Annotated in this window: 15 protein-coding genes; 10 read left to right on the forward strand and 5 right to left on the reverse strand. The window is 73.7% G+C overall.

What is annotated here, in order from left to right; all coding sequences use genetic code 11:
• Positions 1-18 precede the first annotated feature (18 nt).
• Complete coding sequence (locus ABZ321_RS40495; protein WP_354900954.1) at positions 19-1,482, reverse strand: Hsp70 family protein; 1,464 nt, start codon at positions 1,480-1,482, stop codon at positions 19-21.
• A gap of 207 nt (positions 1,483-1,689) precedes the next feature.
• Here ABZ321_RS40495 and ABZ321_RS40500 point away from each other — a divergent pair, with 207 nt between their 5' ends.
• From ABZ321_RS40500 to ABZ321_RS40515, 4 genes are all read left to right on the forward strand, one after another.
• Positions 1,690-2,103 carry a hypothetical protein gene (locus ABZ321_RS40500; protein WP_354900956.1) on the forward strand — a complete coding sequence of 138 codons (414 nt, stop codon included), beginning with the start codon at positions 1,690-1,692 and terminating at the stop codon, positions 2,101-2,103.
• 14 nt (positions 2,104-2,117) lie between these two features.
• Positions 2,118-2,519: a hypothetical protein gene (locus ABZ321_RS40505; protein WP_354900958.1), complete on the forward strand. Its 402-nt coding sequence runs from the start codon at positions 2,118-2,120 to the stop codon at positions 2,517-2,519.
• Positions 2,516-2,914, forward strand: a complete 399-nt coding sequence (locus ABZ321_RS40510) for a hypothetical protein (RefSeq protein WP_344513776.1) — start codon at positions 2,516-2,518, stop codon at positions 2,912-2,914. Before ABZ321_RS40505 ends, ABZ321_RS40510 begins: the two co-directional genes overlap by 4 nt.
• Positions 2,915-2,996: 82 nt before the next feature.
• A complete protein-coding gene (locus ABZ321_RS40515) occupies positions 2,997-6,218 on the forward strand; it encodes a BTAD domain-containing putative transcriptional regulator (protein WP_354900960.1) in 3,222 nt (1,073 codons plus the stop codon).
• A gap of 71 nt (positions 6,219-6,289) precedes the next feature.
• Here ABZ321_RS40515 and ABZ321_RS40520 read toward each other — a convergent pair whose 3' ends face one another.
• Positions 6,290-8,029: a tetratricopeptide repeat protein gene (locus tag ABZ321_RS40520; protein ID WP_354900962.1), complete on the reverse strand. Its 1,740-nt coding sequence runs from the start codon at positions 8,027-8,029 to the stop codon at positions 6,290-6,292.
• A gap of 269 nt (positions 8,030-8,298) precedes the next feature.
• Here ABZ321_RS40520 and ABZ321_RS40525 point away from each other — a divergent pair, with 269 nt between their 5' ends.
• A complete protein-coding gene (locus ABZ321_RS40525; RefSeq protein ID WP_354900964.1) occupies positions 8,299-9,081 on the forward strand; it encodes a polysaccharide deacetylase family protein in 783 nt (260 codons plus the stop codon).
• A gap of 52 nt (positions 9,082-9,133) precedes the next feature.
• On the opposite strand, the gene ABZ321_RS40530 is transcribed toward ABZ321_RS40525, so the two are convergent.
• The 3 genes from ABZ321_RS40530 to ABZ321_RS40540 all read right to left on the reverse strand — a co-directional run bounded on the left by ABZ321_RS40530 (position 9,134) and on the right by ABZ321_RS40540 (position 13,499).
• Positions 9,134-11,479, reverse strand: coding sequence for a heavy metal translocating P-type ATPase (locus ABZ321_RS40530; RefSeq protein WP_354900966.1), 2,346 nt, complete (start codon positions 11,477-11,479; stop codon positions 9,134-9,136).
• Positions 11,480-11,586: 107 nt separating this feature from the next.
• Positions 11,587-12,828, reverse strand: a complete 1,242-nt coding sequence (locus ABZ321_RS40535) for a HAMP domain-containing sensor histidine kinase (RefSeq protein ID WP_354900968.1) — start codon at positions 12,826-12,828, stop codon at positions 11,587-11,589.
• Complete coding sequence (locus ABZ321_RS40540; protein WP_344506353.1) at positions 12,825-13,499, reverse strand: response regulator transcription factor; 675 nt, start codon at positions 13,497-13,499, stop codon at positions 12,825-12,827. The genes ABZ321_RS40535 and ABZ321_RS40540 overlap by 4 nt, the downstream gene beginning before the upstream one ends.
• Positions 13,500-13,657: 158 nt before the next feature.
• On the opposite strand from ABZ321_RS40540, the gene ABZ321_RS40545 reads away from it, so the two are divergent.
• The 5 genes from ABZ321_RS40545 to ABZ321_RS40565 all read left to right on the forward strand — a co-directional run bounded on the left by ABZ321_RS40545 (position 13,658) and on the right by ABZ321_RS40565 (position 18,013).
• On the forward strand, positions 13,658-14,122 hold the full coding sequence (locus ABZ321_RS40545; protein ID WP_344506354.1) for an FMN-binding protein: 465 nt from the start codon (positions 13,658-13,660) through the stop codon (positions 14,120-14,122).
• Positions 14,123-14,285: 163 nt separating this feature from the next.
• Positions 14,286-14,585, forward strand: coding sequence for a hypothetical protein (locus ABZ321_RS40550; protein WP_354900970.1), 300 nt, complete (start codon positions 14,286-14,288; stop codon positions 14,583-14,585).
• A complete protein-coding gene (locus ABZ321_RS40555) occupies positions 14,522-15,409 on the forward strand; it encodes a hypothetical protein (RefSeq protein ID WP_354900972.1) in 888 nt (295 codons plus the stop codon). Before ABZ321_RS40550 ends, ABZ321_RS40555 begins: the two co-directional genes overlap by 64 nt.
• A gap of 503 nt (positions 15,410-15,912) precedes the next feature.
• Positions 15,913-17,040, forward strand: coding sequence for a cation:proton antiporter (locus ABZ321_RS40560; protein ID WP_354900974.1), 1,128 nt, complete (start codon positions 15,913-15,915; stop codon positions 17,038-17,040).
• Between the two features lie 127 nt (positions 17,041-17,167).
• Entirely contained in the window at positions 17,168-18,013 is an 846-nt protein-coding gene (locus tag ABZ321_RS40565; RefSeq protein WP_354900976.1) for a universal stress protein, read from the forward strand.
• The last annotated feature ends 24 nt before the right edge of the window (positions 18,014-18,037 follow it).

Consider the following 18,037-nt stretch of genomic DNA (forward strand, 5'->3'; position numbering starts at 1 on the left):
CGTCTGACAACCGGGTCTTCAGCGGTCGAACACGATACCGAGAGCCACCCGCACCACGTGCACGATCACGGCGACCATGACTCCCGCAGTCAGCACGGCCGCCGTGCCCGCACCGGCGAGGCCGCCGGCCGTGCCGCTCAGGGCACCGAGCAGCACGGCCGCTGCCACGCTCCACGGATCGGTGAGGTGGCGGCGGACCGATCGCCCCCGCCCCGGTTCGACGGCCTCGTCGACGCGCGACGCGCGGCCTGCCGTCGGCGAGGCCGGCGACAGCTGCGTGACCCGCTGCGGCGAGCCCTGCGGCACGGGTGCCGGGCCGGCGGCCGTTCCACGCGCCTGCGCAACGGTCTCCTCCGACCCGGTATCGGCGGGCAGCCTCATCGTGACGCCGGTCGGCGTGCGCTCCTCGCACGCGTCGAGCAGGATCAGTGAACCCTCCGCCACCACGAGCTCGGGCTGCTCCAGAACCGTCGGTGGCATCCCGAACGCGCGGTGCAGCAGCGTCGCGACGAGTGGGACACGGCTCGACCCGCCGACGAGGAAGATGCCACCGACGTCTGACAGCCCGATACCCGCGCTCCGCACCGCGGCGCGGGTAACCGCGACCGTCCGCGCGATGACCGGCTCGGCGAGCTGCTCGAACTCGTCCCGGCTCACCGGAACGGTCTCGTCCAGGACCGGCAGGTGCACCAGCGTCTGCGAACGCCGGCTCAACGACTCCTTGGCCAGCCGGACGTCCTCCCACAGCTGCCGCTGGGCACGGCGGTCGGCGGCGGTGGCCGGTTGCCGCAACCGGTCCCAAGCGTCCCGGGCCCGATGCGCGACCAGCCGGCCCAGGTGCTCCACCAAGGCGGCGTCCAGGTCCAGGCCGCCCACCTCGGGAAGCCCTTCACTGGCCAGCACCGTCAGCGCTCCTCCGGGGCCGCGGCGCACCACACTGGCGTCGAACGTGCCTGCCCCGAAGTCGTACACCACCGCGCACTGACCCGCGCCGACCCGGCCGACCTGGCCGAGGAAGTAGGCGGCGGCAGCGATCGGCTCCGCCACGAGCATCGGGTCCGGCAGGCCGGCACGGACGGCCGCCTCGGTCAACCGGCTCAACCGCGACGTGCCCCAGATCTCCGGATGCGTGACCACGACACGATCCGGGAGCCGGCCGACGACCTGCCGCGCCTCCGACGCCACGCGTCCCAGCACGGCGGCGACCAGGTCGACCACGTCGATCTCGTGGCCGCCGAGCAGGACGATCCCGTCTGCCATCCGCCGCTTCGGGTTGGGCTCGTACCGATCCGGCTGCACCCGCGCCGACCGCACGGCTTCGGCTCCGGACAGCACGTCGCCGGGGCCTTCCAGGAGCACCGCAGACGGCAGCAACGGTGACCCGTCGAAGAGCAGGGAACGTGCTTCACCGCCGCCGCGACGCACCATGGCCACGGTGTTGAAGGTGCCGAAGTCAATCCCGAGCAGCACGCCGTGAGCCATCGTTGCAGCGTACGCGGCTCCCGCATTCAGTCCCGCCTTGATCGGTGTGTGGGTGCGTCCTCGCAGGTCAGGGGGCCTGTGCAAGGCGGGCCAAACATCGGTGCGAACAACGTCGAAACGGCTGGTCCGCAGGATCGGTGGCGAGGAGGGCCGGGTTTCCGTGGGGGCCCTCCAGACCGGTTCAGTGCATCGGAGGGAGGATCGAGCGTGCTGAGACAGGGCAGAGCCAGGGCCAAGGTGCTGAGGATGCTCACCGCGGCGGTTGTCATGCCGCTGGTGGTGGTGCTGGGTTGGGGAGCCGCCGCGTACGCGGGGACGAACCGAACGGCGGGCTCGCGGGGCGAGGGGGTCCGGGCCATCTTCTACCACGACGGCGAGCACTTCTTCGTGTGCGACGACTCGACAGACGGGCTCCAGGTCTACGGCGAGTACATCTGGAACGACGTGAACTACCAGAAGTACAACGCGCTGGGGGGTGGGACGTGCTACGACCACAACCTGGACTTCCCGGAGAACCGCACCTTCATGTTCCGGGCGTGCCTCGACTACCCGGTGCTGCCACCGCCCGCGCCAGGCCTGCCTGGTGACTGGTGCACGCCATGGGTGGCGGCGATCACCTGATGAGCACCAGGAGCATGCGCAGTCGGCTGGCCCGCATCAGCCTGGTGGCGGGCGCGGCGGGGGCGCTCCTCGCCGGGGTGGCGACGCCCGCCCACGCCGGGGACAACAACACCGGTCGCAACGTGCTGGAGTACGTCGACGTGCTCGGCATGGCCGCCGGTTCGGGCAGCTTCCAGCACATCGGGGACAGCTTCACGGTCTGCAAGTCCGACCGCTGGGACGTCTACATCGAGTTCGAGTACATCAGGATCAACGGCACCCTGCAGCGGGGGACGCACAAGGTCACCGGGCCGGCGCCGTCGTGCGCGACGTACCTGCACGACTTCGGTGAGGAGCGCTTCATCGACATGCGCGTCTGCGCGGACGTCGACAACTTCTGGGACCCGTGTTCACCCTGGAGGCAAGGAATCGTATGAGCATCATCCGGAAATCCGTCGTCGTCCTTGCGATGGCCGGGGCGCTGGCAGCCGTCCTGGCCACCCCGGCGCATGCCGCGATCGGGCCAGACCAGCCCGGCGACTCCTACCAGTCCGAGCTCGCTCAGCAGTCGTTCACCAGGTTCTTCCCGTACGGCGAGCACCTCGAGAACTGCCAGCTCGGCGGGGACACCTCGTACGTGGAGTTCCAATACACCGACGCGGCCACCAACCGGACGGTCCAGTCGAAGTTGTGGAACCCGGGGCCGGAAGGCAACTGCATCCGCTGGAAGCACCTGGATGCGAAGGAGGACACCGCGTTCTACTTCAAGTCCTGCGTGCGGTACTGGACCGGCGCACAGCACTGCGCGCCTCCGGTGAAGGGCATCAGCTGAGCAAGGGACCCGGCCACCTCGGGGCGGCCGGGTCCCGACCGCGGTCCCGCAAAGATTTCGATGCATCGGTACTGTCTGCGCGGTGGACTACAGGGTGCTGGGACTCGTCGGCGCATGGCTCGACGGCCGGCCTGTCCCGGTCAGTGGCACCAAACCCCGAACCGTCCTCGCGGCCCTCGTCCTCGCCGCCAACGAGCCGGTCTCCGCGGACCGGCTCATCGACGTGACCTGGGGCCCGCGTTCTCCGGCCTCCGCCCAGCGGATCCTCCACCAGTACATCTCCAAACTGCGAGGCCTCCTGCCGCCGGGGTCGATCGAGCGGCACCCGGTCGGCTACGTGCTGCGAGCGGCCGAGGACGACGTCGACGTGCTGCGCTTCGAGCGGCTGGCCCGGGAAGGCCGGGAGGCCCTGCGCACCGGCGACGCGGCCGCCGCCGAGGGGCTGCTCACCGAGGCGTTGGCGCAGTGGCAGGGGCCGGTCCTCGGCGGGGTCACCGACGAGCTCATCGTCGCCGCCCGGCCGGCGCTTGACCAGCGGCACGCCGCGGCCCTCGCCGACAGGGTCGACGCCGGGCTCGCCACCGGCCGGCACCATGAGCTGCTGCCGGAGATCGGTCGATTGGTGGCACAGACCCCGCTCGACGAGCGCCTCCGCGGGCAGCTGATTCTGGCGCTGTACCGGGCGGACCGCCGCGCCGACGCCCTCGCCGCATACACGCAGGCCAGCCGCCTGCTGCGCACCGAGCTGGGCATCGACCCGGGACCGGCCCTGCGCCGGCTGCATCAGCGGATCCTGACCGACGACCCGACGCTGGCCACGGCCGGTGCCCCACAGCAGCGGTCCGAGCACCGCAAAGCGGTCAAGCAGGAGCCGCCGACCCCGCGCCAGCTGCCGGTGGTCGGCCTGCACTTCGTGGGTCGGGGCACCGAGCTGGCCCAGCTGGACGACTGGCTGGCCGCCGACACCGACGGCCCCGCCACCGTCGTCATCTCCGGGATGGCCGGCAGCGGCAAGACCAGCCTCGCCGTGTGGTGGGGACGGCGGGCCGCCGGGCAGTTCCCCGACGGGCAGCTGTACCTCAACCTCCGCGGATTCGGGGCGGAGCCCGAGGCCGGCCCGGCTGAGGCGCTCGGGCACCTGCTCACCGGCCTCGGTGTGCCGCACGGCCAGATCCCGGCCGACGTGCCACAGGCCGCCTCGCTGTTTCGTTCGGTCACCGCGGACCGGCGGCTGCTCATGGTGCTCGACAACGCGCGCTCCGCCGAGCAGGTGCGCCCGCTGCTGCCCGGCGGCGCCGGGGTCAAGGTCCTCGTCACCAGCCGGGAGCGGCTGCTGAGCCTGGCCGCGGTGGAGGGCGCGCGGAGCCTGCCGGTGGCCGCGCTCGCCGAACCCGACGCGGTCGTCCTGGTGACCCGGATGGTCGGCGCCGAGCGGGCGGTCGCGGAGCCGGCCGCGGTCACCGAGCTGGTCCGGCACTGTGGTGGGCTGCCGCTGGCGCTGCGGATCGCCGCGGTCGACCTGCCGGTGGGGGTCGCGCACCCGATCGCGGAGCGCGCCGGACAGCTCGCCGGCGACGCCCGCCTGCCGGCCCTGCGGACCCGCGACGACGCCGACAGCGCGGTCACCGCCGCGTTCCGGCACTCCTACAGCCGGCTCGGCCCGGCCACACAGCAGGTGTTCCGGCTGCTCGGCCTGCTGCCGGCGGCCGAGTTCGACGGCGAGGTCGGCGCCGCCGCCAGTCGCCTGCCGGCGGCGGAGGTGGCGCCCCTGCTGGTCCGGCTGACCGACGCGAACCTGCTCAGCACCGTGCGCCCGGGCCGGTACGCGATGCACGACCTGCTCCGCGAGTTCGCCGCCGCGCTGGCCGCGGCGACCGAGCCACCCGGCCGGCGCGAGGCGGCGACCCGGCGCGCCTACCAGTGGTACGTCGACCGGTGCCGGGCCGCAGCCGCCCGGCTCGCCCCGAACGTGCCGCGCGCCGACGACGAACCCGCCGACCGGAGCCTGTTCCCCGAGGCCGCGGACGCCCGGGCCTGGCTCGCCGTGGAGTACCCGAACCTGTGCACCGCGGCGCTGGCAGCCCCCGGCCGCGGGGTCGCGGACATGGCCTGGCGGCTCGCGGTGCCGCTCAGGGTGCCGTTCATGGCCAACCGTGACCTGCCGAGCTGGCTGTCGGTGACCGCCGCCGGGCTCACCGCCGCGCAGCGCGACGGGGCCGTGCGGGCCAGCGCGGCGCTCCACGTGAGCCTGGCGGTCGCGCACACGATCAAGGGCGACCCCGACGAAGCGGTGCGGCACGCCGGGCACGGCCGCCGGCTCAGCGTCCGGGCCGGCTGGCCGGCCGGGCAGCTCGCCGCACGCTCTCTCGCCGCGGTGCTGGAGTCCCGGCTGGGCCGCTCCCGCAGCGCCACGCGGCACTTCACCGCGATCGTGGCCGAGCACCGCGCGGCCGGCAACCCGAGCGGGGCCGCGACCACCCTCAACAACCTCGGCGTGGTCCGGACCCTGACCAGCCACCTCGACACGGCGGCCGAAGTGCTGCAGGAGGCGCTCACGCTGCACGAACGGTCAGGTTCGCGGCTCGGCGCCGAGTCCGCCCGGATCAACCTCGGCGTCATCCACCTGCACCGCGGCCAGCTCGGGCGCGCCCACCGCTGCCTGGCAGACGCCGCGGCCGGCTATGAGCGGCTCGGCGACATCGAGGGCGAGGCCGCCGCCGCCGGGCACCTCGCCGTCGTGCAGGCATTGCAGGGTGACCTGCGGGCCGCGCTGGCCTCGGCGGTGGCCGGGCTCGCCGCCCTGCGCTCGGGCGCGGACCCGGCCGCCGAGGCGCTCGTGCTGCACAGTTTGGCCACGGTACGCCTGGAACACGGCCACCATAAGGTAGCCAGGCGCTACCTGGAGCGGGCGCTGCGCCTGGCCACCGTCTCGCAGACGGCACAGGGCCGGGTGGCGGCGCTGACCGGGCTCGCGCACGCCGACCTCGCCGCAGGCGCCCCCGACCGGGCCGGTGACCACGCCCGGGCGGCGGCCCACCTGGCGCGGGCATGCGACTACCGGCAGCCCGCGGCGGTCGCGGACACTGCCCGCGCGCTGGCACTGCTGCGCACCGGCGACCGCGACGGCGCGGCCGAGCTGGCCGGTGCCGCCGCCGACACACTGCGCCGGCTGGGCTGCGACCTGGCCCGCGGCCGGGCGCTCGTGGTCCTGCGCGAGGCGACCGGCGACGAGCGCTGCACCCCGGTGATCGACGCGCTGCTGCAAGAGACCGCCCCCAGATACCGCCGGACGGTGGCGTCGTGACCGCTCCCGCTCGCCGCGAGAGGAGCCGCTGCAGGTACTCGTCAGAGCTGGCATGTGCTACGAAGGTGACGTCAGCGCCGGCGGGACGACGCATGAGCCCGGCAGCGGTTGAGCCCGGCGCGCAGGTCGCGGCGGAGCTTGGCGTCCAGGCCGGGCACGGCCAGCGCGGCAGTCAGGTCGTCGGCAGCCTCGCCCCAGCGCTCCAACCGCATCAGCGCGGTGGCGCGGTTGAAGCGGGGCTCGGCTGCGGTCGACAGCACCACCGCGCGGTCGAGGTCGGCCACGGCAGCGGCGGCGTCGCCACGTTCGAAGCGCACGGCGGCCCGGTTGGTCCACGCCTCGGCCAGCCCGGGAGCGGCGTCGAGGGCCCGCGTCAGCAGATCGTCGGCCTCGTCGAGGGCACCGCGTTCGGAGCGGATCAGACCCAGCGTGCACAGCAGTGCGGGTGCGTCGCGCCGCTCGGCCGGAGCTGAGCGTACGCATGCTTCGGCGGCGGCGAGGTCGCCCCGGGCGAGATGGAGGTTCGCGAGGGCTACGCGGGCGTCGAGATGGGCCGGATCGATGGCCAGGACGCGCCGCAGGTCCTCACGTGCCGCCCCGCTCCGTCCGGTCTCCTCATACAGCGTCGCGCGGTTGTAGTACGCCTCTGGCAGGTGTGGTCCCAGCCGGATCGCCGCCGCGTAGTCGCCCAGGGCTGCGCTCGTACGCCCGGCGGCACGGTGCAGGGCCGCCCGATCGACGTAGTACTCGCAGTTCTCGGGGTCGTAGGCGATGACGTCGTCGAGGTCGGCCAGCGCCTCGGCGGCTTTTCCGAGCGCCAGGTGGAGCTGGGCCCGGTTGTGCCGGAGGCGGGCCTGGTCCTGCCGACGCTCATCGGCGCCCAGGACGGTGGACAGCTTCACCAGACCGGAGTTCACCAGTTCCAGCGCTTCGTCCGCCCGGCCCTCGCGGCTGTCCAACAGCGCGATGCCCTGCTCGTAGAAGATGGTCGACACGACGCGCCGGCGTTCGTCGGTGATGCCGTCGGCCAGGTGAAGTGCCGTCTCCAGCCATTGTCTGGCCAGGGCCGGGTCCTGCTGCGCCGGGGGAAGGTGGCGGGCGTACAGCATGGCCGTGGAGTATGCGGCCGACATCGTGATCTTCGGATCGTCGGTGACGGCTCGGGCTTCGGCGTACAGCTGGAGTGCCTCAACGGCGTGGCCGACCGCGGCAAGGGCGGTGGCCAGTCCCGTGGTGAACGACCACCAGAGGGCAAGGTCGGTCTCGGGTGTGACAGCGGCCCGGCCGCGCCGCGCGGTACGCACGGCGTGGTGGTAGAAGCCGCGCGCCAGACTGTCGCCCAGCATGGCCCGTAGGTGGGTCGGCCGGGATTCGACATCCGGCTCGGGCGCTCCCCCGTCGTGGAGGTGCAGGGCCATCGGAGTCGACGCGAGCCGCCGCGTCAGCGTCGCGAGCAGTCCCGCGGTCGTCTCGTCGGCCGCGTCGGCGTGGACGAAGTGGACGGTCAGGGGACGGCGTACCGCGCACGCGGCCACGAACTCCGCCGCCCCGAACGAGAGGGCGGCCGTGCGCCGAACGGGGTGGAACCGGATCGGCTGCTCGTCAGCCGCGGTCGTCCTGGCCGGATTCAGGGCCGGATTCAGGGCCGGGACGATGGAGTGCAGCTCGACGGAGTGGCGGGCGGCCTGCCGGGGGTGATCGCGGGCGAGGTCGGCGAGGAATGCGTCGACCCCTGCGTACGGGCCGAGGTCGCGGTGGCAGTTGTAGGGCGGGCGCTCGGAGGCGCCCGCCCGGCCGCGTCTTACCAGCACCATTCCAGCCAGAGCCGCCGCGCTCCGGACAACAGGCGAACGGCACTCTTGTGGCGGATCGTCATTTTCCGCATTTGCCACCTCCGGCAGAGATCACAATGAATTGATCAGCATCATAGAGCCCATCATCGATGCATGGGAAGAGTGCCGCGATCATGAACCGTGCGCCCGCACCCGGCTTGACTCGGGCCGGCACCGGTTGCAACCCTGTCGCGGTGTTCGGCCGTCTGGTAGGCGTGCGCCCTACGATCTCTGGCCTGCTGGCCGCCGTGGTACTGCTGCTGGGCACGTTGGGCGGCGACGGCGTCCCGGTGCACCGGCCCGCGCAACCGCGGCCGGCCGTGTCCGCGGTGCCGGTCGCCGCCGCGCCCTCGCCCAGCCCTACGCCGTCGGCGTCGCCCTCGGCCAGCCCGACCTTCCACGACGGCGACGGGCGCTTCGGCGCGTTCATCACCACGGGGAGCCCGGCGGTCGCGCTGACCTTCGACGACGGGCCGGACCCGATCAACACCCCCAAGCTGCTGGAAATGCTGCGGGAGCGGCACATCCACGCCACGTTCTGCATGGTCGGTTTCCGGGTCCGCGACCGGCCCGACCTCGTCCGGGCCATCTACGCCGACGGGCACACCCTGTGCAACCACTCGTGGCAGCACCTGCTGAACCTCGCCCAGCGCGACGACGCCTACATCGACTGGGACCTCAAGCACACCAACGACATGATCCGCGCGGTGGTCGGTCAGGACGCGCCGATCCGGTACTTCCGCGCGCCCGGCGGCAATTTCACGCCCGCCCTCGTGGCCAAGGCACGCGCGCTGGGCATGGACTCGATCTCCTGGGACGTGGATCCGCGCGACTGGGAGCACACCCACGACAGCGGCGCGTCGGCGCACATCTCGCGCGTGGTGAGCCACGTGAAGGGTCACACCCGCCCGGGCTCGATCGTGCTGTCCCACGACAACGGCCAGCCGAACACCATCACGGCGTACCGGACGTTGCTGCCCTGGCTCCAGGAGCGCTTCACGCTGGAGGGACTGCCCGCCTCCGGACTGTGACCAGCACAGGACGTGGACCCGGGAGGTCCTCCCGGGGCCCACGTCGTCAGGCTCAGGTCGGGGCGGACGCTGCCGGCATGAGGCTGAACGCGTTCTCCTCCTCCTGGGCGTTGTGCAGCTGCATGATGGCGTACAGGCCGTAGAGGCCGGCCCGCAGGTCGATCACGTCCTCCGGCTCGGCGTGGCCGGCGCTGTCCGGCAGGATGCGGCGCAGCCGGCGGATCTGATGCTCGATCTCGGCGTGGGTACGGCTGAGCGCCGCGATCGGGTCGGGACCGCCGAGCGCCCGCGCGACGATCGGCAGCAGCTGCGCCTCCTCGGCCCGCTCGTGCGGCAGCAGGTCGGTCTCGAGGCGGTCGACCAGCTCACGGACGGGTCCGAGGTCGCCTCCGGTGACGGAGAGGTCGTCGGCGACGGCCCGGATCCGCTCGACGAGCGGGCGGATGGCGGTGTGCTGCGCGTACAGCTGCCGGGTCACGGCGAGGTCGGCGGTCGGCATGGTGACGGTGTGCGTATGCTGCGGCAGCAGGACCGTCAGGGCCAGGCCGATGGCCGCGACGTCGATCACCTCCTGCAACAGCGCGCCCGCCACCGGCGTGAGCAGCCCGGCCGCGGCAGGGATCATCGCGGCCAGCGACAGGGCCATGCCGAGCGCCGCCGAACGGCGGGCGATGCGGTGGGCGCGCCGGGCGACGAGGATCGCGTCGGCGAGACCGTCGACGCGGTCCGCGGTGAGCATGACGTCGGCCGCCTCGGCGGCGGCCGTGACACCGCGGGCCGCCAGCGCGACGCCGACACCGGCGGCGGCCAGCGCCGGGGCGTCGTTCACCCCGTCGCCGACCATGACGGTCGGCGCGGCGGCCTGTTCGGCGCGGACGATGGCGAGCTTGTCCGCGGGGTCGCGGTCGGCGTACACGGCGTCGACTCCGGCGATCCGCCCGACGGTTTCGGCGATGTCCGCCCGGTCCCCGGTGATCAGGACGGTGCGCTCGATGCCGGCGTTGCGCAGCGTCCGCATCATGCGCGGCGCGTCGGGCCGCAGCGGGTCGGTGAGCAGCAGGACCCCGGCGGGCCGGCCGTCCACCGCCGCGAACACGGTCAGCGACCCGTCCAGCGCGGCCCGGCGGCGGGCCCGACGCACCCACTCCGGTGCGGCGCCGTCGACGACCCAGGCCGCCTTGCCGAGGCGTACCGGACGGCCCTCGACCGTTCCCTCGATGCCGAAACCGGGCCGTTCCCGCACGTCCGTCGCCGTCGGCAGGCCGGCCCCGCGCTCGCGGGCCGCGGTCACGATGGGCGCGGCGAGCACGTGGGCCGACGCCTGGTCGAGCGCTGCGGCCAGCCGCAGGACCTCGTCGGCCGGCAGGTCATGGCCCGTGATCACGGCGGAGAGGACCGGCCGGCCACGGGTCAGCGTGCCGGTCTTGTCGAACAGCAGGACCCGCCCGGCGGCCAGCCGCTCGAGCGCCGCACCGCCCTTGAGGATCACCCCGTACCGCGCGGCCCGGGACACCCCCGACATGATCGCGATCGGGGCGGCCAGCAGCAGCGGGCAGGGCGTCGCCACGACCAGCACGGCCACGGCCCGCACCGCCTCACCCGAGATCGCCCAGGCGAGCCCGGCCACCAGCAGCGTCAGGGGTACGAAGGCCAGCGCGAACCGGTCGGCGAGGCGGACGAAGGGGGCGCTGCTCGCCTGCGCCTGCTCGACCAGGCGCACCACGCCCGCGTAGGTCGACGCGGCCGCGGTCTCGGTGGCCAGCATCCGCGCCGCCGGCCCGGCGTTGACGACACCGCTGCGGATGTCGTCGCCGGCGCGACGCTCGACCGGTAGCGGCTCGCCGGACAGCGCCGACTCGTCGAACACGCCGTCGCCGAGCAGCCGGCCGTCGACCGGGACGAGCTCGCCCGCACCGACCAGCAGCCGGTCGCCGGCCACGACCCGGTCAACCGGGATCTCCGCCACGCCGTCCGGGCCTTCCCGGCGGGCGATCCGCGGCGCTCCGGCGGCCAGCCGGCCCAGCTCCCGGCGGGCCCGGGCCGACGCGCGCGCCTCCAGCACGCCGCCCGTGAACAGCATGACGGCGATCACCGCGCCCGCCAGCGGCTCGCCGACCAGCAGAGCGCCCGCCAGCGCCAGCCACGCGATGACATCCACCGAGGGCCGGCGGCGCAGCAGCGCGACGGCGATGGTGACCGTCGACCAGGCCAGCCCGACCAGCGCCGCACCGGTCCACAGGGCGGACGCCCAGCCGCCGGCACCCACGGCGGCGGCCACCACACCGGCGATGAGCAGCAGCGCCACCAGGCAGAACAGGATGGCCTCCCGGACGGCCCACCACCGGGTGACAGAGGCCGGACGCAGCCGGCCGACGAGCGACCCGCGCCAAACGGACATCCCGTTCCTCCGTCCACCTGGGGAGCCGGTCGGCACCGCGGACCGACCACATTTCATGGTCCACGCGCCGCGGCCACCGTTCCAAGGCCGAAGGTCCCGAACCGCTCCTACTCCCCGGCCGCCGCCGCAGGACCGGCGGGGACGGGGGCCGCGGGGAGGACCATCGTGAAGCGGGCGCCGTGCCCGGGGCTGCCGTCGATGCGCAGCTGCCCGCCGTGCGCGACGACGACCTCCTGCACCAGCGCCAGCCCGAGCCCGAAGCGGCGGCCGGGCCGGTCGCCGGGATCCTCGCCGCGCGCGAAGCGGGCCAGCAGGTGAGTGGCCCGGGCCGGGTCGAGCCCCACGCCGTCGTCCACGACCGCCAGGCAGACGCGGTCGTCCGCCCGGCCGACGCTGACCGTGACGGTGCCTCCCGCGCTGACGTGGCCGAGGGCGTTGTCGACCAGCGCCGCGAGGGCCCGACGCAGTGAGGACCGCACCCCGGTCACGTCCAGGGGCCCCGCACCGATGTCGGTGCGCAACGTGACGTGTTGCGCACCGGCGTGCGGCTCCACGGACGCGGCAACCTCCCGCGCCAGGCCTGCGGCGTCGACCGCGACGCCGCCGGTGGGCCGGTGCGACAGTTCCGCGGACAGCAGCAGGTCGTCGACCACCTCGCCGAGAGCGTGGGTGTCGGCCACCAGCTCGGCCACATCCGCGCGTACCCGTGCGGTGTCGACGTCGCGGTTGAGTCGCCGCTGCAGCAGCTGGGCGCGGGTGTGCAGCACGGCCAAGGGGGTGCGCAGCTCGTGGCTGGCGTCGGCCACGAAGCGTCGCTGCAGCGAGAGGGCGCGCGCCAGCGGGCGCACCGCCCGCCGCCCGAGGACGGCACCGACCGATGCGGCCGCGACGATCCCGATCAGGCCGGCGACCAGCAGGGATCCGATGAGGCGCTCGCCGGACTCCTCGCGGGCGGTGACGTCGAGCAGGCCGACGGTCCGGCTGCCGTCGGCGCCGTCCACCGCGTACGCCTCGAAGTGTCGGCCGCCGACCGTCGCGTTGCCGCGTCCGGGCCGCAGCCGGGTGACGTCCATCCGGACGACGGCGGGCGGTGTGCCGCCGCTCGCCGTGACGGCACCGTCAGGTGCGCGGCGCAACAGCAGCACACCTTCGGTGCCGATCAGGTCCGCACCGGCGGCAAGCGTCTGCACGCGGACGGTGCGCTCCTCGGCCCGGTGCTCGGCGCGGATGGTCAGCGAGAACGCCAGCACGCTGACCAGGACGACGGTCGCGGCGACGGCGGCGGCGACCTGCGCGGCGATCACGGCGGTGGCGCGGCGCAGCAGGCGCGTCTCGGGTCTGCCCGTCATGCGGAGCCGAGCTGGTAGCCGAGCCCACGCACCGTCCTGACCACCGGGCGGCCCAGCTTGCGGCGCAGGTAGTGCACGTAGGTGTCGACGACGCCCGGGTTCTCGGCGGCGTCGAAGACGAGCGTGCGCAGGTCGTCGCGGCTGAACACCTGATGCGGCCGCGCGGCGAGCGTCCGCAGGAGCGCGCACTCACGGTCCGACAACGCCACCACGTCACCCGACTGGCCGTGCACCTGGCGGGTCGTCGCGTCGAGCCACCGGCGCCCGATCGGCAGCTGGTCGGCCTGCTCGCGGTGGCGGCGGCGCAGTGCCCGCAGCCGGGCCAGCAGTTCCTCGGCGTCGAACGGCTTCGTCAGGTAGTCCTCGGCCCCGGCGTCGAGGCCCTCGACCCGGTCGGCGACCGTGCCCCTGGCGGTGAGCACGAGCGCCGCCGTGGTGACGCCGCGCCCTCGCAACCGGCGCAGCAGGTCCAGTCCTTCGATCGCCGGGAGCCGCCGGTCGAGCACGATGACGTCGTACGCGCGGGACAGCCCGAGATGCAGCCCCTCCTGCCCGTCGCGGGCCCACTCCACCAGGTAGCCCTCGTCGGCCAGCAACTCCTGCAGCACGCCGGCCATGCGCCGGTCGTCTTCGACCAGCAGCAGCCTGGGCGGCGCGGGAGCGTTGAGCACGGGCCCAAGCTTGGCACGCGGTGGGCTAAGAATCCTCGAAGAACCGCGCGGCACAGTGACACGGTGCCTCGCACTCTTCCGACCCGGCCCGTAGCCGGCGTCCAGCGTGACCCCGCGGCGCGTGCACACCGAGCGATCAGCTGGTAGGGAGGGCACGGATGAGGCGGATCACGCTGTGGCTGATGTCCACGGTGGCGGCGGTCGTGTTGCTGTTCAGCTACCGCACCAGCACGATGGGTGCGACGGCCCCGGACACGCCCGGCGTCGTCGGCGCGGCGCCGGGCGTGGTGCCCGGCGGCCCTGCCCCCGGGCCGTCGGCCGGCTCCTCCGCCCCGCCGGGCTCCACGGTCGTCAACGGCACCGTCTCGCAGACCCGGTGGGGGCCGGTGCAGGTGCGGGTGACCATCTCCGGCGGCCGGATCACCGACGTGGTGGCGCTGCAGGTGCCCAGCGGCAACCGGCGCGACCGGGAGATCAACTCGAATGCGGTGCCGGCGCTGCGTGATGCGGTCCTGCGGGCGCAGAGCGCCGACTTCGACTCGGTGTCCGGCGCCACCGTCACCAGCGACGGCTACCGCCGCTCCCTGCAGGCCGCGCTCGACGCCGCGCACTTCGGCTCATGAACCGGCACCGCATCGCGCCGTGGATCGCCGGCCAGTGAGGAAACCGGCTCAGCATGATGCCGCTGTGACCCGTGCGGCACGCCGCGACCGTCGCCGGCGGGACGGGTCCGCCGGCTTTGCCGGATCTCGCGCCGGTCGTCGCCGGCGGTGGGATGGTGATGGGGTGACGCTGCTCGCCCGGCCGGTCACCGCATCGGTGCGATCGGTGCTGCCCCCGGCGCGACGACTCGGCCCGCCCAGCGTGTGGGCGCTGGCCGGCGGGTACGCCGCGGCCTGGATCATCGTCGGCCCGTCCGACGGCGGGTGGCTGTCGTTCGCGGGTCAGCTCGCCGGCGCCGAAGCGGTCCTGCTCATGTCGGTCGCGATCGTGCTGATCTCGGTGTTGCCCGCGGTCGAGGCATGGTTCGAGCCGGCCGGTGGCTGCTCGGCGGCTACGAGCGGTGGCGGTCGCTGCACCGCCTGACCGGCCTGTTCCTGGCCGCGGCGTTCGTGCACGGCCTGCTTGACGGCACCGCGTTCGGGTCGGCCCTGCTGCGCTGGAGCTACCTCGTCGCCGGCGGCATCGGCGTGGCCTTCTACCTCTACCGCGAGACCGTCGCCCGGTACTTCCTGCCGCTGTACGACTACCAGGTCGCCGCCGTCACCACGATCGGCCCGGGCCTCACCGAGCTCGCCCTGTCCCCCGTCGGCCGGCCTCTGCACTTCACCCCCGGCCAGTTCGCCATGCTGTTCCTGGAGAGCGCCGGCGGCTGGCGACGGCATCCGTTCACCATCTCCAGCGCACCCCACGACGACGTGCTGCGCTTCACCATCAAAGCGCTCGGCGACGACACCACCGGCATCCAGACCCTCGTCCAGCCCGGCATGCCCGCCGTCGTCGGCGGCCCGCACGGCCGCTTCGACCACGCCCGCGGCACCGACCAGCAGATCTGGATCGCCGGCGGCATCGGCATCACCCCGTTCCTCAGCTGGATACGGGCCCTCGACCGGTTCCCGTCCGCGACCCGGGTCGACCTGTTCTACAGCACGGAGGGCGCGGCACCGTTCGCCGACGAGATCACCGCCGTCGCCCGCACGCGCAACGTCCGGGTGCACCTGCACGACACTAGCGCCCGCGGCTACCTCACCCCCGACGAGGTCCTCGCCGCCGCCGGCCACGACGACCCGCGAGCAGTGTCGGTGTTCCTGTGCGGCCCCGCCGGCATGGTCGGCGCGTTCGTGCGCCGGTTCCGCGAGGCCGGCATCCCGAACCGCAACATCCACCGCGAGCACTTCGACTGGCGCTGACAATCCAGGAACGGGCCGAATGCCCTGCCGCTAGGCGCATGCCGCGGCATGGTGGGGGTGGAAGACCGCTTCCCTGCGGCGGATCCGCGACAAGTTCGGCGAAGGGTGCCGGTGGCGGGATCGACGCGTCCGCACGACAGTTGACCGCGACCAGGTCGCCGGACGTGGCCACGTCAGCGCCGGGCTCCGACGAGCCGCAGCCCAGCCAGCCAGGTAGGTAGGTAGGTAGGTTTTGCCTGACAGGCGTGGGCACGTCCGCCATTCGCAGACCATGCTGTGGGTGAGGTCGGGGAAGCGGACGCGAAGGTGCACAGCCGGGAGGTCGGCGCCATGAACATGTCGATCGGTCTGGCGGATCGGCCGGCGGCACGGCGGCACGTGCCGGCGACGGGTGTGGGCGGTGCAAGCGTTCCGCCGGCGCCTGCAGGGACGCCCGGCGGCGGTGACGGCCCCTCCACACCGGGGGATCCGGGATGAGCCTCGGTCTGTTGGCGCTGATCTGCGTGGCCGGCCTGGCCGGTCCGCTGCTGGCAGTGTCTCGGCGTTGGGGACCGCCCGTCGTCGTCGGGGAGTTGCTGGCGGGGGTGGCGCTCGGCCCGTCGGGAGCGGGTGTGCTGCACGCCGACGACGCGTTGTTCACGTTCCTGGCCAACATCGGCTTCGCGCTGGTCATGTTCGTTGCGGGTTCGCACGTGCCGGTCCGCGACCCGGCGTTGCGGACGGCCCTGCCGCTGGGGGCGCTGCGCGCGGTGCTCGTCGCCGCGGCGGCGGTTCCCGTCGCGTTCGTGATCGCCCGCGCGTTCGGCACCGGACACATCGCCCTCTATGTGGTGCTTCTCGCGTCGTCCTCGGCCGCGCTGGTCCTGCCGATCATCGATGCGATGCATCTGACCGGGCTGCCGATTCTGCAGTTGCTGCCTCAGGTCGCGCTCGCCGATGCCGTCTGCATCATCGCGCTGCCACTCGCGATCGATCCGGCGCGTGCCGGTCGGTCCGCGCTCGGCGCGGCCGTGCTCATCATCTGCACAATCGGGCTGTTCGCCGTACTGCGGCTGGTGGAGCGCAAGGGGTGGCGCAAGGCGATCCACCAACTGTCCGCGCGGCGGAAGTTCGCGCTGGAACTGCGACTCAATCTGGCGCTGCTGTTCGGCCTCGGCGCGGTGGCGCAGGCGACCCGGATCTCGGTCATGCTCGCCGGTTTCGGCTTCGGACTCGCCGTGGCCGCCGTCGGTGAGCCGCGCCGGCTCGCACGCCAACTGTTCGCGGTCACCGAGGGGTTCATCGGCCCGGTGTTCTTCGTCTGGCTCGGCGCGTCGCTCGACCTCGCCGCCCTCGGCCACCGGCCGGCGCTGATCGGGCTCGGCATCGCTCTCGGTGTCGGCGCAACACTGACACATCTCGTCGCACGGACAACCGGGCAACCGGCCTCGTTGGCCGGCCTCGCCACCGCCCAGGTCGGTGTGCCCGTCGCCGCGGCGACCCTCGGCACACAGGAGCACCTGCTGGCCGACGGCGAACCCGCCGCGCTGATCCTGGGCGCGCTGATCACCATCGCCGTCGCGACCGCCGCGGCAGTCCTGGCCGCACGGGCCGGACCGGCTCCAGCGCCCCGGCCCGGCCCTGCCGGATGAGGTGGCCCACCGCGAGCACTTCGACCGGCGCTGACGGTCCAGGCGCGGGCCGAATTCCACTGCCGCCGCGGCGCATGCCGCGGCACGGTGAGGGTAGGGACGGACCCGCCGACAACGGGAGGGGGTCATGACCACCAATCGTCGACCGGTGATCGTGGGTGTCGACGGCTCGCCGGCGAGCTTCGGTGCTGTCCGCTGGGCCGTGGACGAGGCGATGCGTCACGGGCAGCTGCTACGGGTAGCCCACGTGATCGCCGTTCCGGACGCGTTCGAACCGGCGGCCGATGAGCACGAGGTCGCACTGCACGCCGCGGTCGAGGCCCGCAACTGGCAACCCGGCCTGCTCGTCACCACGTTCACGTGGCGCGGCAGCCCGGCCCGCGTGCTCGTCGACCAGTCGCAATCCGCCGCGCTCGTCGTGGTGGGCAGCCGAGGGACGGGTGGCTTCCACTCGTTGCGGATCGGCTCCGTCGGGCTGCAGCTGGCCGCGCACGCGGGCTGTCCCGTCCTGGTCGTGCACCACGCGGAGCGGTGGGCCGGCCCGGAGGTGCAGCTGCCGCAGCATCAGCCGATCGTCGTCGGCGCCGACGGCTCGGCACACGCCGAGGTCGGGGTGGAGCTGGCGTTCGCGGAGGCGATGTCGCGCGGGGTGCCACTGATCGCGGTGCGCGCCTGGCAGGAGCCCGCCCACCGGTGGGGCCGTGCCACGGACCTCACCCGGTGCGCCGCCACGGCCCACGACGCGCTGGCCGCCGAGCTGGCACCGTGGCAGGCGAAGTACCCGACCGTGCCGGTCGAGCTCCGCACCGTCCAGGCGGCGCCGGCCGCGGCGCTGCTCGACGCGGACCGCGACGCGCTCATGATCGTCCTCGGTCCCCGCGGAACCGGCGGCTTCGACGACCTCAGGCTCGGCTCGGTGACCCAGCAGGTGCTCGACCACGCCTCGGCCCCGGTCCTCGTCGCCCGCCACTGACGCACGCCGCACAGCCGTGAGCGC

The sequence above is a fragment of the Dactylosporangium sp. NPDC006015 genome, assembly GCF_040614215.1.
In the GTDB taxonomy this organism is placed as follows: Bacteria; Actinomycetota; Actinomycetes; order Mycobacteriales; family Micromonosporaceae; genus Dactylosporangium; species Dactylosporangium maewongense.

Bases quoted from the DNA above. Each gene is read 5' to 3' on its own strand.
- ABZ321_RS40510 (WP_344513776.1), top strand. From the start codon at position 2,516: ATGAGCATCATCCGGAAATCCGTCGTCGTCCTTGCGATGGCCGGGGCG.
- ABZ321_RS40565 (WP_354900976.1), top strand. From the start codon at position 17,168: ATGACCACCAATCGTCGACCGGTGATCGTGGGTGTCGACGGCTCGCCG.
- ABZ321_RS40505 (WP_354900958.1), top strand. From the start codon at position 2,118: ATGCGCAGTCGGCTGGCCCGCATCAGCCTGGTGGCGGGCGCGGCGGGG.
- ABZ321_RS40535 (WP_354900968.1), bottom strand. From the start codon at position 12,828: ATGACGGGCAGACCCGAGACGCGCCTGCTGCGCCGCGCCACCGCCGTG.
- ABZ321_RS40530 (WP_354900966.1), bottom strand. From the start codon at position 11,479: ATGTCCGTTTGGCGCGGGTCGCTCGTCGGCCGGCTGCGTCCGGCCTCT.
- ABZ321_RS40555 (WP_354900972.1), top strand. From the start codon at position 14,522: ATGGTTCGAGCCGGCCGGTGGCTGCTCGGCGGCTACGAGCGGTGGCGG.
- ABZ321_RS40545 (WP_344506354.1), top strand. From the start codon at position 13,658: ATGAGGCGGATCACGCTGTGGCTGATGTCCACGGTGGCGGCGGTCGTG.
- ABZ321_RS40495 (WP_354900954.1), bottom strand. From the start codon at position 1,482: ATGGCTCACGGCGTGCTGCTCGGGATTGACTTCGGCACCTTCAACACC.